The sequence below is a fragment of the Streptomyces gobiensis genome (assembly GCF_021216675.1).
Taxonomy (GTDB): domain Bacteria; phylum Actinomycetota; class Actinomycetes; order Streptomycetales; family Streptomycetaceae; genus Streptomyces; species Streptomyces gobiensis.
Map to the genome: position 1 here is coordinate 2,869,561 of NZ_CP086120.1, position 18,923 is coordinate 2,888,483.

General features: G+C 68.9%; 19 protein-coding genes, 1 tRNA gene and 1 pseudogene. 9 read left to right on the forward strand and 12 right to left on the reverse strand.

The features are described from left to right. Positions 1-105: 105 nt before the first annotated feature. From test1122_RS13265 to test1122_RS13285, 5 genes are all read right to left on the reverse strand, one after another. Positions 106-1,566 (reverse strand): peptidoglycan D,D-transpeptidase FtsI family protein, encoded by a 1,461-nt coding sequence (locus test1122_RS13265; RefSeq protein WP_232269379.1) that lies wholly within the window; start codon positions 1,564-1,566, stop codon positions 106-108. After that, positions 1,563-2,969 (reverse strand): FtsW/RodA/SpoVE family cell cycle protein, encoded by a 1,407-nt coding sequence (locus test1122_RS13270; RefSeq protein WP_232269380.1) that lies wholly within the window; start codon positions 2,967-2,969, stop codon positions 1,563-1,565. The genes test1122_RS13265 and test1122_RS13270 overlap by 4 nt, the downstream gene beginning before the upstream one ends. A gap of 14 nt (positions 2,970-2,983) precedes the next feature. Further along, entirely contained in the window at positions 2,984-4,435 is a 1,452-nt protein-coding gene (locus test1122_RS13275; RefSeq protein WP_422396978.1) for a Stp1/IreP family PP2C-type Ser/Thr phosphatase, read from the reverse strand. Positions 4,436-4,501: 66 nt separating this feature from the next. After that, positions 4,502-5,011 carry an FHA domain-containing protein FhaB/FipA gene (locus tag test1122_RS13280; RefSeq protein WP_232269382.1) on the reverse strand — a complete coding sequence of 170 codons (510 nt, stop codon included), beginning with the start codon at positions 5,009-5,011 and terminating at the stop codon, positions 4,502-4,504. Between the two features lie 10 nt (positions 5,012-5,021). Continuing rightward, positions 5,022-5,858 carry an FhaA domain-containing protein gene (locus test1122_RS13285; protein ID WP_232269383.1) on the reverse strand — a complete coding sequence of 279 codons (837 nt, stop codon included), beginning with the start codon at positions 5,856-5,858 and terminating at the stop codon, positions 5,022-5,024. A 354-nt stretch (positions 5,859-6,212) separates the two neighbouring features. On the opposite strand from test1122_RS13285, the gene test1122_RS13290 reads away from it, so the two are divergent. From test1122_RS13290 to test1122_RS13300, 3 genes are all read left to right on the forward strand, one after another. Continuing rightward, positions 6,213-6,299: transfer RNA gene (locus test1122_RS13290), tRNA-Leu, on the forward strand. Positions 6,300-6,550: 251 nt separating this feature from the next. Then, positions 6,551-7,369 (forward strand): hypothetical protein, encoded by an 819-nt coding sequence (locus tag test1122_RS13295; RefSeq protein WP_232269384.1) that lies wholly within the window; start codon positions 6,551-6,553, stop codon positions 7,367-7,369. Positions 7,370-7,400: 31 nt separating this feature from the next. Beyond that, positions 7,401-8,195 (forward strand): cobalt-precorrin-6A reductase, encoded by a 795-nt coding sequence (locus test1122_RS13300; RefSeq protein WP_232271895.1) that lies wholly within the window; start codon positions 7,401-7,403, stop codon positions 8,193-8,195. Here the strand turns inward: test1122_RS13300 and cobF are convergent. Beyond that, positions 8,125-8,925 (reverse strand): precorrin-6A synthase (deacetylating), encoded by an 801-nt coding sequence (cobF, locus tag test1122_RS13305; protein WP_232269385.1) that lies wholly within the window; start codon positions 8,923-8,925, stop codon positions 8,125-8,127. The genes test1122_RS13300 and cobF overlap by 71 nt on opposite strands. 360 nt (positions 8,926-9,285) lie before the next feature. Here cobF and test1122_RS13310 point away from each other — a divergent pair, with 360 nt between their 5' ends. Genes test1122_RS13310 through meaB form a run of 3 tightly spaced genes read left to right on the forward strand, consistent with a single transcriptional unit; the run spans position 9,286 to position 14,372 of the window. Continuing rightward, complete coding sequence (locus tag test1122_RS13310) at positions 9,286-11,157, forward strand: methylmalonyl-CoA mutase family protein (RefSeq protein ID WP_232269386.1); 1,872 nt, start codon at positions 9,286-9,288, stop codon at positions 11,155-11,157. Continuing rightward, positions 11,157-13,370, forward strand: coding sequence for a methylmalonyl-CoA mutase (gene scpA, locus test1122_RS13315; protein WP_232269387.1), 2,214 nt, complete (start codon positions 11,157-11,159; stop codon positions 13,368-13,370). The genes test1122_RS13310 and scpA overlap by 1 nt, the downstream gene beginning before the upstream one ends. A gap of 12 nt (positions 13,371-13,382) precedes the next feature. Next, the gene (gene meaB, locus test1122_RS13320) at positions 13,383-14,372 is read left to right on the forward strand and encodes a methylmalonyl Co-A mutase-associated GTPase MeaB (protein WP_232269388.1); all 990 of its coding nucleotides are present in this window, start codon (positions 13,383-13,385) and stop codon (positions 14,370-14,372) included. An 82-nt stretch (positions 14,373-14,454) separates the two neighbouring features. Here the strand turns inward: meaB and test1122_RS13325 are convergent. Beyond that, positions 14,455-14,571: pseudogene (locus tag test1122_RS13325) on the reverse strand (DNA-binding response regulator); the annotation flags it as partial. 413 nt (positions 14,572-14,984) lie between these two features. Between test1122_RS13325 and test1122_RS13330 the strand changes: the two are divergent. The 3 genes from test1122_RS13330 (at position 14,985) to test1122_RS13340 (ending at position 16,167) form a co-directional block, all read left to right on the forward strand. Beyond that, positions 14,985-15,431, forward strand: a complete 447-nt coding sequence (locus test1122_RS13330; RefSeq protein ID WP_232269389.1) for a peptidoglycan-binding domain-containing protein — start codon at positions 14,985-14,987, stop codon at positions 15,429-15,431. 338 nt (positions 15,432-15,769) lie between these two features. Continuing rightward, positions 15,770-15,970, forward strand: a complete 201-nt coding sequence (locus test1122_RS13335; RefSeq protein ID WP_232269390.1) for an HAD family hydrolase — start codon at positions 15,770-15,772, stop codon at positions 15,968-15,970. Beyond that, positions 15,970-16,167: an HAD family hydrolase gene (locus test1122_RS13340; protein ID WP_232271896.1), complete on the forward strand. Its 198-nt coding sequence runs from the start codon at positions 15,970-15,972 to the stop codon at positions 16,165-16,167. The genes test1122_RS13335 and test1122_RS13340 overlap by 1 nt, the downstream gene beginning before the upstream one ends. Positions 16,168-16,189: 22 nt before the next feature. Here test1122_RS13340 and test1122_RS13345 read toward each other — a convergent pair whose 3' ends face one another. The 5 genes from test1122_RS13345 to test1122_RS13365 form a co-directional block, all read right to left on the reverse strand. Continuing rightward, on the reverse strand, positions 16,190-16,615 hold the full coding sequence (locus test1122_RS13345; protein ID WP_232269391.1) for a hypothetical protein: 426 nt from the start codon (positions 16,613-16,615) through the stop codon (positions 16,190-16,192). 204 nt (positions 16,616-16,819) lie between these two features. After that, positions 16,820-17,236: a PIN domain nuclease gene (locus test1122_RS13350; RefSeq protein ID WP_232269392.1), complete on the reverse strand. Its 417-nt coding sequence runs from the start codon at positions 17,234-17,236 to the stop codon at positions 16,820-16,822. Then, positions 17,233-17,487, reverse strand: a complete 255-nt coding sequence (locus test1122_RS13355) for a type II toxin-antitoxin system VapB family antitoxin (protein ID WP_232269393.1) — start codon at positions 17,485-17,487, stop codon at positions 17,233-17,235. Before test1122_RS13355 ends, test1122_RS13350 begins: the two co-directional genes overlap by 4 nt. A 169-nt stretch (positions 17,488-17,656) precedes the next feature. Further along, complete coding sequence (locus test1122_RS13360; protein WP_232269394.1) at positions 17,657-18,121, reverse strand: prevent-host-death family protein; 465 nt, start codon at positions 18,119-18,121, stop codon at positions 17,657-17,659. A gap of 114 nt (positions 18,122-18,235) precedes the next feature. Beyond that, on the reverse strand, positions 18,236-18,886 hold the full coding sequence (locus test1122_RS13365; RefSeq protein WP_232269395.1) for an FMN-dependent NADH-azoreductase: 651 nt from the start codon (positions 18,884-18,886) through the stop codon (positions 18,236-18,238). Positions 18,887-18,923 lie beyond the last annotated feature (37 nt).

Sequence of the window (18,923 nt, forward strand, 5' to 3'; positions counted from 1 at the left end):
GGCCGTACCGGTGTGCGGCCCGGCGGTGTGCTGCTCGGCATACCGTACCCGGACCGTCCAGTCCTGCGGCCGGGACGTGATGTTCGTCCCGTTTGACTCCCGGGCTCATCGCTTGCTGTCCAGGACGGCCTTCATCACGTCCACGGCGATCGGGGCGGCGAGGCCGCCACCGGAGATCTCGTTGCGCTTGGCATTGCTGTCCTCGACGACCACGGCCACGGCGACCGGGGAGCCGCTTTCGGTTTTGGCGTAGGAGATGAACCACGCGTACGGGTTGTCCTTGTTCTCCTCGCCGCGCTGTGCGGTACCGGTCTTGCCGCCCACGGTGACCCCGGGGAGCTGTGCGTTGCTGCCGGTGCCCTCGTTGACGACCGTCTCCATCATGTCCTGGAGCTTCTTGGCGTTGGGGGCGGAGACGGCCTGGCCCATTTCCTCGGGCTCGGTCTGCTCGACGACGCTGCGCGGGCCTTCCAGGCTGTCGACCATGTACGGCTTCATCAGCTTGCCGTCGTTGGCGACGGCGGCGGTGACCATGGCCATCTGGAGGGGGGTGGCCCGGTTGGAGGCCTGGCCGATACCGGCCTGGGCGTTCTGCGGGGCGTTGTCCTCGGGATAGATACTCGCGACGGCCCGGGTGGGGGTGAAGACCTCTTTGTTGAAGCCGAACTTCTCGGCCTGCTTGATCATTTCTTCATTGCCGAGGTCGTTGCTGATGGCGGCGAAGGTGGCGTTGCAGGACCACTGCATGGCGACGCGGAGCGTGGCCTTGTCGCACCTCGCGTCGTTGCCTTCGTTGCCCAGCTCATGGGTGGACTGCGGCAGCTGGAACGGGCTGGCGATGCCGGTGCTCTTGTCGATGTCGTACCTGCCGCTCTCCAGCCCCGCGGCGGCGGTGACCACCTTGAAGGTGGAGCCGGGGGCGTAGGTCTGGCGCAGTGCCCGGTTGAGCATCGGCTCGTCGGCGTTCTTCTCCTTGCCGAGGGCGACCCAGTTCTTCTCGTCGTCCTTGGAGTTGCCGGCGATGAGGGAGGGGTCGTACGAGGGGGTGCTGGCCAGGGCGAGGATGGCGCCGGTCTGCGGGTCGATCGCGGCGACCGCGCCCTTCTTGGTGCCCAGCCCCTTGAAGGCGGCCTCCTGGGCCCGGGCGTTCAGCGTCGTGACGACATTGCCGCCTTCCTTCGGCTTGCCGGTGAGCATGTCGATGGTGCGGTTGAAGAACAGCCGGTCGTCGTTGCCGGTGAGTATCGAGTCGTGAATCTCTTCCAGCTGGGTGCCGCCGAAGGCCTGCGAGGCGCGGCCGGTGACCGGGGCCCACATTTTGCCGTTCTTGTAGGTGCGCTTGTACTTGAAGTCGCTGCCGGTGGTCTCGGTGGAGCCGGTGATGGGCTTGCCCTCGACGATGATGTTGCCGCGTGGGTGGGAGTAGCGGTCGATGGCGACCCGGCGGTTTTTGTCGTGGTTCTTGATCTCGTCGGCCTGGACGAACTGGACCCAGTTGACCCGGACCAGCAGGGCCATGATCAGCACGCCGCAGAAGATGGCGACCCTGCGCAGGGGCTTGTTCATGGCTTAACCACCTGGGTCATCTCGGCATCGGGGGACGGGGCGGGGGCCGGGGCTGGGCGGCGGGCCGTGTCGCTGACTCTCAGCAGGATCGCGACCAAGGCCCAGTTGGCGATCACCGATGAGCCGCCCTGTGCGAGGAAGGGCATGGTCATACCGGTGAGCGGGATCAGCGCGGTGACGCCGCCCGCGACGACGAAGACCTGGATGGCGAACGCGCCGGAGAGGCCGACGGCCAGCAGCTTGCCGAAGGGGTCGCGGGCGGCGAGGGCGGTACGGATGCCGCGCTCGATGAGCAGTCCGTAGAGGATCAGGATGGCCATCAGACCGGTCAGGCCCAGCTCTTCGCCGACGGTGGCGAGGATGTAGTCGCTCTTGGTGGCGATGCCGCCGATGAGGCGGGAGAAGCCCTGGCCGAGTCCGGAGCCGAAGAGTCCGCCGGAGCCGAAGGCGTACATGGCCTGGGCGGTTTCGGTGACGCCGCCGTTGGGGGCGAGCGCGAGGGGGTTGAGCCAGTTCTGCACACGGCTGCCGACGTGCTGGTTGACGGAGGCGACGGCGACGGCGCCTGCGGCGGAGAGCAGCAGGCCGAAGAGGATCCAGCTGGTGCGCTCGGTGGCGACGTAGAGCATCACCACGAACATGCCGAAGAAGAGCAGTGAGGTACCCAGGTCGGTTTCGAAGACCAGGATCAGCAGGCTGAGCGCCCAGATGGCCAGGATCGGGCCGAGGTCGCGGCCGCGCGGCAGATACAGACCCATGAAGCGGCGGCTGGCCAGGGCCAGGGCATCGCGCTTGACCATCAGATAGCCGGCGAAGAAGACGGTGATAATGATCTTGGCGAACTCGCCGGGCTGGAGGGAGCCCACACCGGGGATGGTGATCCAGATCTTGGCGCCGTTGACCCCGGGGAAGAACATCGGCAGGGCCAGCAGGACCAGCGCGACGGCCATGGAGATATAGGTGTAGCGCTGCAGGATGCGGTGGTCCTTGAGGAAGACCAGCACGCCGATGAAGAGCGCGATCCCCAGGGCGGACCACATCAGCTGGGCGGGCGCCGCGTTGGCGGGCTTCAGCGCGGGTTCCAGGTCGAGCCGCCAGATCAGCACCAGGCCCAGGCCGTTGAGCAGGGTGGCGATCGGCAGCATCAGGGGGTCGGCGTAGGGGGCGTACCTGCGTACGACGAGGTGGGTGACGCCCGCGAGGAGGCCCAGGCCCAGGCCGTAGCTGATCATTCCGGTGGGGATGGTGCCGTCCTTGGCCAGGCCGACATTGGCGTAGGCGAAGACGGGAATGAGCACGGCGAAGATGAGCAGGGCGAGCTCGGTATTGCGTCGGCTGGGCAGCCCGCCGGGGGAGACGGTGGTGTTGCTGCCCGTGTTGATGCCGGTGTTGATGCTGCTCATAAGCTACGCGCCCCTCATGGCGTCCGGCACCGCTTGGCGAGCCGCTGCTGCTGGTCGGTCAGGCGGGGGCCGGGGCTGGGCTTGGCGTCCGGTCCCTTGCTGTCGGAGCTGTCGGAGCTGTCGGACTGCCTCTGGCTGGCGACGATCTCGCAGACCTCGGCCTGCGTCCGAAGCTCGGCGATCTTGTCCTGGGCCTGGCTCAGGCTGTCCATGGCGATGGTGTCCTGGACCTGGGTGCGCTGGTAGAACGGCAGGTACTTGAGTTCGATGTCGGTGTTTTCCTTGACCTCGCTGAGGTCGATCCCGGCCAGGGTCTGGCTGATGCCCTGGTACAGCGCGACATTGTCGCCCTTGGCGCCGACGTAGTACTGCGTCTTGGTCCAGCGCCAGCCCGCGTAGAGCCCACCGCCAATGACGGCGAGAATCAGGGCGATGAACAGCGACCGCTTGAGCCACCTACCGCGTTTGCGCGGCTGGATGTAGTCATCGGCGCCGAACGCGCCGTACGGGCCCGCCACCCCGGCGGCGTTTCTGCCGCTGCCGGGCGGGCCGAAGCCCTCCGGTGGGGGGCCGGCGGGCTGGTGCGGCAGGGCTCCGGCGGCTCCGGCGCGGCTGAGTTCGGCGGCGCGGGCTGCCGGAGTCTGCAGGGCGCCCGGGTCGCCGCCGAGCGGGCTCTGCGTCTCGGCGACGGCTCCCACGATGACGGGGGTGTCGTTGAGCTGGGTGGCGACGGTGTCGTTGTCGTCGACGTCGAGGACATCGGCGACGATGCAGGTGATGTTGTCCGGGCCGCCACCGCGCAGGGCGAGCTGGATGAGCTCTTCGATGGTCTCCTGCGGGCCCTGGTAGTCCGCGAGGGTCTCCTCCATCGTCTGATGGCTGACCACGCCGGACAGTCCGTCGGAGCAGAGGAGATAGCGGTCCCCGGCGCGTACTTCGCGGATGGACAGATCGGGCTCGACATGCTCGCCGCTGCCCAGGGCCCGCATCAGCAGGGAGCGCTGCGGATGGGTGGTCGCTTCCTCTTCGGTGATGCGGCCCTCGTCGACCAGGCGCTGGACCCAGGTGTGGTCCTGGGTGATCTGGCTGAGGACGCCGTCGCGCAGCAGATACGCGCGGGAGTCGCCGACATGGACAAGGCCGAGCCGCTGGCCGGTCCACAGCAGCGCGGTAAGGGTGGTGCCCATGCCCTCGAGCTGTGGGTCCTCCTCGACCATGACGCGTAGCTGCTCGTTGGCGCGCTGCACGGTCTCGCCGAGGGAGGTGAGGAGGTCGGAGCCGGGGATGTCCTCGTCGAGCTCGACGATGGCGGAGATCACCTCGGAGCTGGCGATCTCACCGGCGGCCTGGCCGCCCATGCCGTCAGCGACAGCGAGCAGCCGGGGACCGGCGTAACCGGAGTCCTCGTTGTGCTCGCGGATCATGCCATCGTGCGATCCAGCTGCGAAACGCAGTGACAGACTCATGCGCACCTCGCCTGTCGGCTCCGGGTACATCCGCACGGTGCCCACCCTCCGGTCGTCATGTTCGTACTACTTCCGCAGCTCGATGACCGTCTTGCCGATACGGATCGGCGCTCCGGGCGGAATCGGCGTCGGTGTGGTGAGTCGGGTCCTGTCGAGATAGGTGCCATTGGTGGATCCGAGGTCCTCGACGATCCACTGGCCGTCGCGGTCCGGGTAGATCCTGGCATGCCTGCTGGACGCGTAGTCGTCGTCCAGCACAATCGTCGAGTCATGCGCCCGGCCGAGGGTGATGGTCTGGCCCTGAAGGGCCACCGTGGTGCCGGTGAGTGATCCCTCGGACACCACAAGTTTGGTCGGGGCGCCGCGTTTCTGGCGGTTCCCCCGGCTGGGCTGCTGCTGGCGTGGTGACGCCTGCCGGGCCGGTGCGGGCCGCTGTTCACCGCCGCGGCGCCCGGAGCGCTGGGTCACCCGGGTGCCGAACAGGTCGCTGCGGATGACCTGCACGGCCACGATGACGAACAGCCACAGTACGGCGAGAAAACCCAGCCGCATGACCGTGAGGGTCAGCTCTGACATTGCCCCCGCTTCACCCTTCGGCTTGCCGGTAAATGATCGTGGTGCTGCCCACGACGATGCGTGAGCCGTCGCGGAGCGTAGCGCGCGTAGTGTGCTGTCCGTCCACCACGATGCCGTTGGTGGAGCCCAGATCCTGAATGGTGGACGGGGATGACGGGGATCCGGCCCGGATTTCGCAGTGCCGCCGGGAGACTCCGGGGTCGTCGATACGGACGTCCGCCTCGGTCGAGCGGCCCAGTACGAGGGTGGGGCGGGAGATCTGGTGGCGGGTGCCGTTGATCTCGACCCAGCGCCGGGTCTGGGTGTGCGGCATGGGTCCCGGGGCGGCGGGTGCGCCGGGCGGCGGGGCGCTGGGCATCCGGGGCGCGCCCGCCGGCATGGGCGGTGCGCCACTGGGGCGCTGCGGTACTCCGGCGCTGGTGGCGCCCTGGCTGATGCCGGGGCTGCTCGGCTGCGGATGCGGCTGGGAGGTGCTGGAGGCGAGGGTGCGGCTGCGGACCCGGTAGAGCCCGGTGTCGAGGTCCTCGGCCTTTTCCAGGTGGACCTTGATGGTGCCCATGAACGTATAGCGCTGCTGCTTGGCGTATTCGCGCACCATGCTGGCGAGCTCATCGCTGAGCTGCCCGGAGTAGGGGCTGAGCCGGTCATGGTCGGGCGCGCTGAGCTCGACGATGAAGTCGTTGGGGACGACGGTCCGCTCGCGGTTCCAGATCGTCGCGTTGTTGTCGCACTCACGCTGGAGGGCGCCAGCGATCTCCACCGGCTGCACCTCGGACTTGAAGACCTTGGCGAAGGTGCCGTTTACGAGACCCTCGAGTCGCTGCTCGAAGCGCTTCAGAACTCCCACGGTGCACCTCCTTCCCAACTGTCCGGCGCTCTAGTGCGCTGCGTGCGCGCAGCGGCTGTCGATACTGCTTACTGATCGTATCCACGCGCGGGGAAAACAGCTGGTTCCGCGTCGTGGTCTGGTGCGTGAGTGTCACCTCTCACACGGACCCCTCCACAGCGATCGTAGAGGGGGTCCATAGCAGTGTCCCCCACCGGCGGCGGTATCGGCGACGGTCACTGTGGATGTGGCGGTCACTATGGATGTGAAGGCACCGTCGGGGGCGTGCTAATCTTCTGGATGTCGGCAGGCGCTCGCACATGACCCGGACAGCAAGCCCGGAGGATGTGCGAGAGTTGAACCGGCAGCACCCATGCGCGGGTGGCGGAATAGGCAGACGCGCTGGATTCAGGTTCCAGTGCCCGAAAGGGCGTGGGGGTTCAACTCCCCCCTCGCGCACCAGATGGAAGCAGAGCCCCCGCTCCGGAGAGATCCGGAGCGGGGGCTCTGCTGTATGCGGCTGGGGTGAGAGCTTTGTCACAGGTGTACAGGTATGGTCGGCGGGTGTCGCTCGGTGAGCGGGCTGTTGCTGGCCGTGGTGGGCCTGTGCCGCTGGGGTATTTTATGAGCGGCGTGTGGCGCGGAATCGTCTCTTTGGGTGCTGTCTCTTTTATGGCGATTTCCCAGAATATTGCTGGGGAGTTGGGTGAGGCATGGAGCCGAGGCAGTTGTGGGACCGGAACACAGTGCTCGCGGAGGCGTTCTGTCTCAGCGATGAGCGTGTGCGATCGGCGCAGAGTGTCCTTGATCAGCGGCAGGCGCACAGATCGCGGCTGCTGGCCGCCTTCGCCGTGACCGTCGGCAGCGACAGGTCGGTGGCGGATCTGCTGGGGCTGAGCGAGCGTGAGGTGCGGGTCGCCCGCCGTACCGTCGGCAAGGACGACGCCAGACGCGTGGCCAAGGACATGCTTGAGGCAGCGCCTGCGTCAGCAGCGGCGGCAGAGCCGCAGGGCGGTGCCGACTCCGCGCCGCCCGCGACGGCAGCGCCGCCGCACCATTGCGACGCAGCGGCCGGTGCGGGTGCCGGTGCGGGTGCCGGGGCCGGTGCGGGTGCGGGTGCCGAGCCGTACTCGGCTTCGACCGCCGAGGGCCCGGCGGTCCGGGAGACGGCGTGGACCACCGCCATGGACGCTGTGCTCATCGACAGCTGGCAGTCCGGCATCGATCTGCGCGTGCTGGCGGACGAGTTCGGCATCGAGCTCGCCAGGCTGGTGTTCCGCATCCAGCAGCTGGCCGCCGAAGGCCGCCTCAACTACCCGCAGGTCGGCGCGGGCACGGAGGATCGCTCCGGTCGGCACCGCCGCGAAGCGGGCGGCCCGTCCCCTGCGTACGACACCTACGGCGATACGGTTGCGGCGCCCTCCGGATGGGAGGCCCCGGCCACGATCCCGCAGCAGATGGTGGCCCACTACCTGCCGTCGGGGCACACCTCCTGGCCGCAGTACAACATGGCGGGCTCGCCCGCTCGTTAGCCTCGTTGGTCTCGTGAGCAGGGAGCGTGGGATGGCGCATGTGCTGGTGCTCGGTGGCACCGCCGAGGCGCGGCGGCTGGCCGGGGAGCTGGCCGGGCTGCCGGGTGTGCGTACCACCACGTCCCTGGCGGGCCGGGTGGCCCGGCCCCGGATGCCGGTGGGTGAGGTCCGTATCGGGGGCTTTGGCGGGGCGGCGGGGCTGGCCGACTGGCTGGGCGCGCAGGGGGTGACCGCGGTGGTGGACGCGACGCATCCCTTCGCCGGGACCATCAGCGCCGGGGCGGCGGAGGCTGCCGGGCTGACCGGGGTGCCGCTGATCGCGCTGCGCCGCTCCGGGTGGACGGCCGGACCGGGGGATCGCTGGCTGCCGGTGGATTCGCTGGCCGGGGCCGCGGCGCTGCTGCCCTCGCTGGGCGGCCGGGTGTTCCTCAGCACCGGGCGGCTGGGGCTTGCGGCCTTCGCGGACCTGGACGAGCTGTGGTTTCTCGTACGGACGGTGGACCGGCCGCGGCCGCCACTGCCGCGTCAGGCCGAGATCCTGCTCGAGCGGGGGCCGTTCTCGGTGCCGGATGAGCGGGAGCTGCTGCTCCGGCACCGTATCGAGGTGCTGGTCACCAAGGACAGCGGCGGTGACGCCACCGCCGGCAAGCTGGTCGCGGCCCGGGAGCTGGGGCTGCCGGTGGTCATGGTGCGGCGCCCGCCGCCGCCCGCCGGGGTGACGACCGTGCCGGATATCGCCGGGGTCGTCCGATGGCTCAGCGGTCTTCCGGGGTTTCCCGGATTTCCCGGTTCTGCCGGGTCCTTCGAAGCAGATAAGTGTCCATGATCCAGCCCTTGTTCTCACGCGCCTGAGCACGGAGCTCCGCGATGCGCTCAGCGGTCTGCGCTACGGGGCCCGCGACGAGGATTTCGTCCGGGGTGCCCACGTAGGCACCCCAGTAGATATCCATGTCCTCGTTCGTGAACTGGCTGAAGGTCTGGTGGGCGTCCAGCATCACGACCACATCGTCGACGCCTTCGGGGAAGCCCTCGGACAGCCGCCGTCCGGTGGTGATCTGCACGGGACGGCCGATCCGGTTGAGCGCGATGCGGTGCTTGGCGGCCAGCGCTGAGACGCTGCTGATGCCGGGGATCACCTCGTAGTCGAACTCCACCGTCTCCCGGGCCAGGACGTCTTCGAGGATGGCGAGCGTGCTGTCGTAGAGGGCGGGGTCGCCCCAGACCAGGAAGGCGCCGCACTCGCCGTCGGCGAGCTCGTCGCGGATCAGCCGCTCGTAGATGTCGGCCCGTCGGTGCCGCCAGTCGTCGACCGCCGGGGGGTAGTTGGTGGTCGTACGGTCGCGATCGCGGGCCGGGTCACGGGCCTCGACCAGGCGGTACGACGGCTGCTCGATATAGCGGTCGAGGATCTCGTGGCGCAGCCCGATGAGGTCGTGCTTTTCCTGGCCCTTGTCCAGGAGGAAGAACGTGTTGGCGCGGTTGAGTGCGTGGATCGCCTGCACCGTCAGTTGTTCGGGGTCGCCCGCGCCGATGCCGATCACCAGGATTCGTCTCACCCGGCTGAGTCTGCCGCACACCGCGGGGCACCCGCGCCGGTGGGGGCTCCCCCCGGCTGCGGGGGTGCCGGGGTGGGTTTCCCCAATTCCCGCCCCTTCCCGGAAACCGGGGCTTCGCCCCGGGGCCCCGGGGCGGCCGGTGCGGGCCGGTGGGCGGGTGTTGTGCCCACCCGTGCCGCCCCTCGGGCGGCCCGAGTGCCCACAACAGGGTGGGGGTCTGGGGGCGGCAGCCCCCCAGTTTCGGGAAGGGGCCGGGTTAGGGGACTCCCTCCGCCGAGGCGGCCGCCGCCGGAAAAGGCGGTCAAGGTCACAGCTGTGCGGCGGTGCGCTCAGGCGTGCGGTTCCCCTAGCCTGCCGTGCATGACGGTCCTGCCTGATGACGGGCTTCCGCTGGCCGCCGAGTTCCCCGATGTCACCCGTGAGCAGTGGCAGCGCCTTGTCGAAGGTGTGCTGCGTAAGACTGGCACGAGTGAGGCCACCGGGGTCGCGGCCGAGGATGCGCTGTCCACCGAGATTGAGGACGGGCTCCGCACGAGCCCGCTGTACACCGCGGACGACAGTGCCCAGCCCATCGGGTTTCCGGGCTTTCCGCCCTATCTGCGCGGGAGTGTGCCCGAAGGCAATGTGCTGTCGGGGTGGGATGTACGCCAGCAGCACCGTCGGCCCGACGCCCGGCATTCCAATGAGGCGGTTCTCGCCGATCTGGAGAACGGGGTCAGCTCGCTGTGGCTGGTGCTCGGCCGGGCCGGGATCGATATCGCTGAGCTGCCCACCGTCCTGGAGGGCGTCTATCTCGATCTGGCCCCCGTCGTCCTGGACGCGGGTGCCGACTTCGAGGCGGCGGCGCAAGCACTGCTGCGGGTCTACGCGGAGCGGGACGTGCCGCCCTCCGTCGCGGCGGGCAACCTCGGCGCCGACCCGCTGGGCCTGCTGGCCCGTACCGGAGACGGCGACAACACCGCCGTACAGCTGGCCACGGCCGCCGACTGGGCGCGCCGGCACGGGCGGACCTACCCAGGGCTGCGCACCCTCACCGTGGACGCGCTGCCGTATCACGAGGCCGGTGGCTCACCCGCCGAGGAGCTGGGCTGCTCGCTGGCCACCGGCGTCGCCTATCTGCGGCAGCTCACCGAGGCCGGGCTGAGCATCGCGGAGGCCTGCGCGCAGCTGGAGTTCCGGTACGCGGCGACCGCCGACCAGTTTGTGACCATCGCCAAGCTCCGTGCCGCACGGCGGCTGTGGGCCCGGGTCGCCGAGGTCTGCGGGGCGGAGCCCGCCGCCGGGGCGCAGCGGCAGCACGCTGTCACCTCCCCGGTGATGATGACGCGTCGGGATCCCTGGGTGAACATGCTCCGTACGACCGTGGCCTCGCTGGCCGCCGGGGTCGGCGGCGCCGACTCCGTGACCGTGCTGCCCTTTGACCACGCGGCCGGGCTGCCGGACGCCTTCGCGCGCCGTATCGCCCGTAACACCTCGACGATTCTGGTCGAGGAGTCCCATGTGGCGCGGGTGATCGACCCGGCGGGCGGCTCCTGGTACGTGGAGCGGCTCACCGATGAGCTGGCGCGGGCCGCCTGGGGCTGGTTCCAGGAGATCGAACGAGCCGGGGGCCAGGAGTCGGCGCTGCGGGACGGTGTCGTACGGGAGCGGCTGGACCGCACCTGGCGGCGCCGGAGGGATGAGCTGGCGCATCGCCGGGAGCCGATCACCGGGGTGAGTGAGTTCCCCTTCCTCGCCGAGGAGCCGGTCCGCCGGGACGCGGCGCCCGAGGAAGCGGGGGGCGGGCTGCCCCGGGTGCGCCGGGATGAGGCGTACGAGGCGTTGCGGGCCCGCTCCGATGGGCAGCTGGCAGCTACGGGGGCTCGCCCGAAGGTGCTGCTGGCGGCGCTGGGTCCGGCGGCCGCGTACACCGGGCGGGCGACCTTCGCCGCGAACCTCTTCCAGGCGGGCGGTATTGAGCCGGTCCGGGAGGAGGTCACCGCGGAGCCGACGGCCGTGGCTGACGCGCTGAAGCGCAGCGGTACGACGGTGGTCTGTCTCTGCTCAAGCGACCGGGTGTACGGCGAGCAGGCCGAGGCGGTGGCCGAGGCGTTCAGGGCGGCCGGTGCCCGGAGGGTGTTCCTCGCCGGGCGGCCGGAGCAGCGGCCCGCCGGGGTGGATGAGTTCATCGTCGCGGGCGGCGACGCGGTCACCTTCTTGACTGGTGTCCTTGACGAGCTGGGAGTGGCGTGATGAGCAGGGCCGTGCCGAACTTCGGCGATATCGGGTTCGGGTCCGAACCGGTCTCCGGTCCCGACGGCGACCAGTGGCGTGCCGAGCTGGAGAAGAACACCGGTAAGAGTGCCGAGGACTTGGTGTGGGAGACACCGGAGGGCATCGGCGTCCAGCCGCTGTATACGGCGGACGACCTGGCCGGGGTGGACTTCCTGGGTACCTATCCGGGGCTGGCCCCGTATCTGCGCGGCCCGTATCCCACGATGTATGTCAACCAGCCGTGGACGATCCGGCAGTACGCCGGTTTCTCCACCGCCGAGGAGTCCAACGCCTTCTACCGGCGCAATCTGGCCGCCGGGCAGAAGGGCCTGTCGGTCGCCTTCGATCTGCCGACCCACCGCGGCTACGACAGCGACCACCCCCGGGTCACCGGCGATGTGGGCATGGCGGGCGTGGCCATTGACTCCATCTATGACATGCGGCAGCTCTTCGACGGCATTCCGCTGGACAAGATGAGCGTGTCGATGACGATGAACGGTGCCGTGCTGCCCGTACTGGCGCTGTACATCGTGGCCGCCGAGGAACAGGGCGTGCCGCCGGAGAAGCTGGCCGGGACCATTCAGAACGACATTCTCAAAGAGTTCATGGTCCGCAACACCTATATCTATCCGCCGCTGCCGTCGATGCGGATCATCTCCGATATCTTCGCGTTCACCTCGCAGAAGATGCCGCGCTACAACTCCATCTCCATCTCCGGCTACCACATCCAGGAGGCCGGGGCCACGGCCGATCTGGAGCTGGCCTACACCCTCGCCGATGGCGTGGAGTACCTGCGCGCCGGGCTCGGCGCCGGTCTCGATGTGGACGCCTTCGCGCCCCGGCTGTCGTTCTTCTGGGCGATCGGCATGAACTTCTTTATGGAGATCGCCAAGCTGCGCGCGGCCCGGCTGCTGTGGGCCAAGCTGGTCAAGCAGTTCGACCCGAAGAACGCCAAGTCCCTCTCCCTGCGCACCCACTCGCAGACCTCCGGCTGGTCCCTGACCGCGCAGGATGTGTTCAACAACGTCACCCGTACCTGTGTGGAGGCGATGGCCGCGACCCAGGGCCACACCCAGTCGCTGCACACCAACGCGCTGGATGAGGCCCTCGCCCTGCCCACCGACTTCTCGGCGCGGATCGCCCGCAACACCCAGCTGCTGCTGCAGCAGGAGTCGGGAACCTGCCGGGTGATCGACCCATGGGGCGGCAGCGCGTACGTCGAGAAGCTCACGCACGATCTCGCGCGGCGTGCCTGGCAGCACATCGAGGAGGTCGAGGCGGCGGGCGGCATGGCCAAGGCCATCGACGCGGGCATCCCCAAGCTGCGGGTGGAGGAGGCCGCAGCCCGCACCCAGGCCCGTATTGACTCCGGTCGGCAGCCGGTGATCGGCGTCAACAAGTACCGGGTGGACAGCGATGAGCAGATCGATGTCCTCAAGGTCGACAACTCCTCGGTACGCACCCAGCAGATCGAAAAGCTGCGGCGGCTGCGTGAGGAGCGGGACGAGGCGGTCTGCCAGGACGCCCTGCGCGCGCTCACGGCGGCGGCCGAGGAGGGCCATCGCGATGGCGGCGGGCTGGAAGGGAACCTGCTGCATCTGGCGGTGAACGCGGCCCGCGCCAAGGCGACGGTCGGTGAGATCTCGGACGCGTTGGAGAAGGTGTACGGGCGCCACTCCGGGCAGATCCGTACCATCTCGGGTGTGTACCGAGACGAAGCCGGGCCGTCCTCCGGCCTTGAACGTACCCGGACTCTGGTGGCGGACTTCGAGCAGGCGGAGGGCCGCCGCCCCCGCATCCTGGTCGCCAAGATGGGCCAGGACGGGCACGACCGGGGCCAGAAGGTCATCGCGACCGCCTTCGCGGACCTCGGCTTCGATGTCGATGTCGGCCCGCTCTTCCAGACCCCGGCCGAGGTGGCCCGGCAGGCGGTGGAGGCCGATGTGCACATCATCGGGGTCTCCTCGCTGGCCGCGGGGCATCTCACGCTGGTCCCGGCGCTGCGCGAAGAGCTGGCCGGGCAGGACCGGGAGGACATCATGATCGTGGTGGGCGGCGTGATCCCGCCGCAGGATGTCGAGCCGCTACGGGAGATGGGCGCCGCGGCGGTCTTCCCGCCCGGCACGGTGATCCCGGACGCCGCCTATGACTTGGTACGGTCGCTGGCCGCGTCCCTTGACCACGAGCTGTAGGCCCGTACGTCCATGCCGCCGAAGATTGATATCGACGCGTACGCGCAGGGTGTGCTCGCTGGCTCGCGCGCGTATATCGCCCGTGCCATCACCCTGGTCGAGTCCACCCGCCCGGACCACCGGCAGCTCGCCCAGCGGTTGCTGGTGGAGCTCCTGCCCTCTTCGGGCCGGGCCCGGCGGGTAGGCATCAGCGGAGTACCCGGTGTAGGCAAGTCGACCTTTATCGACGCCATGGGTTCGATGTTGACCGGTCTCGGCCACCGGGTGGCGGTTCTCGCCGTCGACCCGTCCTCCGGGCGCACCGGGGGCTCCATCCTGGGTGACAAGACCCGGATGGAGCGGCTCGCGGTGGACCCGGCGGCCTTCGTCCGGCCGTCACCGACCGCCGGCACGCTGGGCGGGGTGGCCCGGGCGACCCGGGAGACCATCGTGGTGATGGAAGCCGCGGGCTATGACGTGGTGCTGGTCGAGACTGTGGGCGTGGGCCAGTCCGAGGTGACCGTCTCGGGCATGGTCGACTCCTTTCTCCTCCTGACCCTGGCCCGTACCGGCGATCAGCTCCAGGGCATCAAGAAGGGCGTGCTGGAGCTGGCGGACGTGGTCGCCGTCAACAAGGCCGACGGCCCCCATGAGCGCGACGCCCGCTCGGCTGCCCGGGAACTCTCCGGCGCGCTACGGCTGTTGCAGCCCCCGGACTCCCCCTGGAACCCGCCGGTGCTCACCTGCAGCGCACACGAGTCCCGGGGCCTTGACGACGTGTGGGACCGCCTGGAGCAGCACCGTAAGACCCTGGACGGCACGGGAGCCCTGGCGGCCAAGCGGCGTGACCAGCAGGTGGAGTGGGTCTGGTCCATGGTCCGCGACCAGCTCCTTGACCGGCTCCGGGGCCACCCGGAGGTACGCCGCCTGGCCCCGGACCTGGAGGCCCAGGTCCGCGACGGCACCCTGACGGCGACCCTCGCCGCCGACCGCCTGCTGAACGCGTTCGGTGCGGGGGGCTAGAGAGACGACCCAGTCAGCGCCCAGTCTGCGTGTGTGCTGTCAACTATCCCATTTCTGCACCGAATAGCGCAGCTCACGCGCGTGCCTCGCGGCCGTTCGCCGCCTCCGCGACCGCGTCGATGTCGTCGGCCGGGGTGAGAATCATCCTGATGCCCGCCCGAACGAGCGGCTCGTCATCCGTGACGAGAACCCTGATCAGACTCTCCTGCGCGGTCTTGAGCGGTCATACCTGCGGGCACTTCGTCATCATTCCCGAGCGAGCCGCCCGCCCGGACATCACGGCGCCGGTCGTGCATCGGGTTCCCGCCTCACAGGCGGCTACCCGGCAACGGGGCCCGGAAGCGGACGGCAGCAGGAAGAGGGCCGCCGCCACGTCCCCGACGACCACGGTCCGCACCGGACGGCGGTTCCCGCACCGGTACAGAATCGGCCCCGTCCGCCGCAGCCGTCCCACCGTACCCCCACGTCGGACGGCGTCCCAGCAGGTCAGCGCGTGGGACGTCCCACGAGTACGTCACTTCTGCGGCAACTGTGGCGGCCCCTGCTCCCCGCCCGGAGTCTTGCTGCCGAGCCGGCCGGTGCGGTCGGCTCGGCCCATCGGAAAGGAAACGAATGCGAGCCTTAACGAGGACGCTCGTCAGTGTCACCACCGCCGTCGGGATTGCCGCCGGGAGTCTGGCAGCTGCGGGCACCAGCTTCGCTGCGCCCGCGCCGGCCACGCAGCCGGCGGCGAGCTCCGAGGCTGTCGCCCCGCTCGCGGTGGTCAACCTCGGCCTGAGCACCACGCAGGCCAAGAAGCTCCAGCGTGTGCTGAAGGCCAACTGGGGCTACAGCGGCGCCATCGACGGGCAGCTCGGCACCAACAGCTGGAAGTCGATGCAGCGCTACCTCAAGAAGTACTGGGGCTACACCAGCGGGATCGACGGAATCGTCGGAAGCGGCACGGTGAAGGCGTTGCAGCGCTGGCTGAAGAGCAACTGGGGCTACACCGGCGCCATCGACGGAATCGCCGGATCGGGGACCAAGGCCGCGCTCAAGCGGTACGTCAACTCCCTCTAGAACCTATCGCGAAAGACCCGTCGCACACACCGGAGGACAGGCCCCACCGCCTCCGGTGCGTGCGATCGTTACCGCTCCGGACAGCTCAGCACGCCGATCTCGCCTGCGACGGCCGCCGAACAGTACGGGGTGACTCGTATCGTCAGCGTAGAGCCGCTGGGGGCGATGGGACGCTGGATGTGCCGGATCGGGGGACGGGACGGAGACGAAAGTGCAGCTTGTGCTGTGGGACATCGACCACACGCTGATCGGACACGCGCGCCACCGAGCTGCGCAAGCGCGGACACGCCCTGCCGGGTGCTGCCGCGGCATTGGACGCCTCGGCCGCTGAGCCGGGTATGACGCAGACCGTCCTCACCGGGAACGTGCGCGGCGTCGCCGAGATCAAGCTCCAGACGTTCGGTCTGGACCATCACATCGACTGGGACATCGGCGCTTATGGCGAGGACGACGACGTACGCGCCGAGCTTGTACGCATCGCGTTGGGCCGCGCCGCAGCGAAGGCAGGGCAGCCCATGAGCCCACGGAGACGGCGCTGATCGGCGATACCTCAGCGGATGTCGAGGCAGGTCACGAAAGCCGAGTCCGTGTCATCGCAGTCGCCTCCGGGCGTAGCAATGAGGAGGAGCCGCGGGCCGCTGGTGCGGAGAGCATCCTTCCAGACCTCCGTGACACGGATCTGCTGGTCAGGCTGGACCCGGGGCAGCCCGGTTCTGCGCTGCCCCGAGTTGGGTGACTTTCCGGCACCTTGACTGAGGTCATGCCACCTGTTGTAGCTCAAGCTTCCGGGCGGTCTTGCGTCGGCTCGGGGCGACGGCGTCGATGGTTCCGGCTCCTCGGCCTGGGGTGTGGTCCCAGACCTCCAGCTTGGCGGCGACCTTCTTCAGTCGGGAGTCGCCGGGCGGGACGTCGATGTGGAAGTGGGATTCCTTGACCGGGCTGAGGTCGCTGCCCCAGCGTACGACGCCGTCGAGGTCGGCGAGGATGTCCCGGATGATGAGGTGCTCCTCGGGGAAGAAGCCGTCCTTGGCGCCGATTGGGTAGTGCAGCGGGCGGATCGCTATGGCCGTGCCCGACAGGTAGTTCGACTCATACGGTGCCGCGATGGCACGGTCGGCGGTGTGGCCGGTGATCTCGTTCTGCTCGACATTCGCGTCGATCTCGTAGAGGAACCGCTGGGCCACATACAGCAGGATCGTGGCCGCCGCGCCATCGGCGAGTGGGACGGACAGATGGCTGCCTTCGATGCGCTGGAGACTTGCCTGGTCGAGGACGGGCCAGCCGTTCGCGCTGGTCTTCTCTGCGTTCCCTCCGGGCCCCGGCTCTCCAGTAGCTCGAGCAGACCTTCAGCGGCGGGTGCGGCAGCGCCAGTCGCTTCCAGGGACATCTCAGTCAGCAGTCCCGGGTTCGGCCACCCACTGCGTGGCCTGGCCGGTGACCGAGGCGATCATGTCGTAATCGCCGTCGTAGTGCAGCACCGTCACCTCATACCGCTCGGCGGTGGCTGCGATCAGCAGATCGGTCAGGGACAACGCGCGGTGGAAGCCCGCGTTCATCGCCTCGCTCTGCACCTTCAGAGCACGGTCCCAGATCTCGTCGTTCATGGGCAGGTAGTCGAACGAGCGCAGCATCGTGCGCAGTCGCAGCGCTTCTGCCTTGTTGCGGGCGCTGTAGAGGACTTCGTACTCCACGGCGCCGCACGAGATGAGCAGGCCACGCTCGTTCAGACTGTCTAGCATTGGTTCGACGCCGGGCTTGCCCCAGCGGGCAAGAGCGGACTTGTCGATCAGGTACCGCTGGGTCACGCGGCATTCCCCTGCCCGGTGCGACGCTTCAGGGCGCCCTCCGGGTCCCGGGGGCCGGTCTTCGCACGGATCTCGGCGAATACGTCGTCAAACTCCCCTGCCTTGATCGCATCAGCCAACTCGCGACGGAGGCGAGTCCTGACACCCTCCTCCATGGCAGCCCGGACAGCAGCAGCTTTGGTCTTGGTTCCGTACAGGCGCATGGCCTCTTCGACCATTTCGTCATCGAGGTCGATCACAGTTCGCGACATACACAAACGATATCATCAGAGGCAGAATAACGGCATCGTTTCTTCTGTTTCGGTAAGCGAATACGTGCAGGCCGCGCGTCGGCGTCACGGCTGAGCGGCCCGTCCGCGTAGGCAGCTCGGCCAGGCCTGCCCTGCGCTGACCCCCGCAGAGTGGGCCCCCTCTTCGGACTCACGGACAGCTCACCGGCCCGTAGTCGGTGCCGTCCAGGGGCCGTGTCAGCTCCGCGTACAGTTCGGGGTCGGCCTTGATCCGGGCGGTGGACCGCCAAGCGGCGACGGTGGTGTTCACGGGGCCGTATGCGTCGATGTCGGAGGCGTCCTGCACCGACTGGACCAGTTCGACCACAAACTCCCGCACCTCCTCGGCGGACAGGTGACGTGTCCAGGGGAAGATCTCGGGGAGCGAGAGCAGCAGGGCGCGGGCGCCTTCGTCGGTCTTGACCAGCGCGGCAAAGGTGCGGGCAATCGTGGTGACCGCCTCGTCGCGGCGCTCTTCCTGCTCAGATGTGGTCAGTATCAGGTCGGCCCCATCGCGCCGGGTAATGCGCAGGCGCTCGGCCGCCTTCAGCTTCTCGGCCACCTCACCTGGTCTCTTGGACAACTCGGAAAACGTGACGTCATCGGTCGTCGTCATGCCTTTCACCGTACGTACGTCGGAACTAGTTCCGAAGCCAGTGCGGAGCTGGCGACAGCACCGCTGGACCACCAGCGGGGCTGTCGCGTGTGCTGCGGGCTCGGCCCGTCAGGTTCAGGAGGCGAGTCTGGTGGCCAGGGCCTTGCCCTTGGCCTCGGCGTCCTGGTGGGCCTTGGTGCGGGAGGCCTCGAAGAGCGGGATCAGTTCGGCCATTGCGGGCATGGCCGGGGCCATGGTGAGCTCCGGGACGATGAAGTCGGTCTCCAGGCCGAGGAAGTCGCCCAGGAGCATCCGCAGATAGTTCAGGACGTACTCCCGGCCCTCCTGGGGCGTGCCGGGGGCGAATGAGCCGCCCCGGCTGGCGACGACCGTTACCGGTTTGCCGGCGGCGGAGGGCTGCTCGGTCATCACCGTGCGGCCGACGACGATCACGTGGTCCAGCCACGCCTTCAGGGTGGAGGGGATCGAGTAGTTGTGCATCGGTGCGCCGATGAGGACCGCGTCCGCCTCCTCCAGCTCCTGGATGAGCGTTTCACGCAGTGCGAAGGCCGCCTGCTGCTCGGGGGTGCGCTCGGCGGGGTCGGTGTAGCCCGCGTAGAAGGCGGCGGCGTCGATGTGCGGCAGGGGGTCGGCTGCCAGATCGCGGTAGATCACCTTGCCCTCCGGGTGCTGGCTCTCCCATGCCTGGCGGAAGACGGTGGCAACGGCGCGGGAGGTGGAGTTGTCGCCGTTCAGCGAGGAGTCGAGGTGCAGCAGGGTGGCCATGACGGTGCTCCTGAGTCGTAGGTGAGCTAGTTTTACC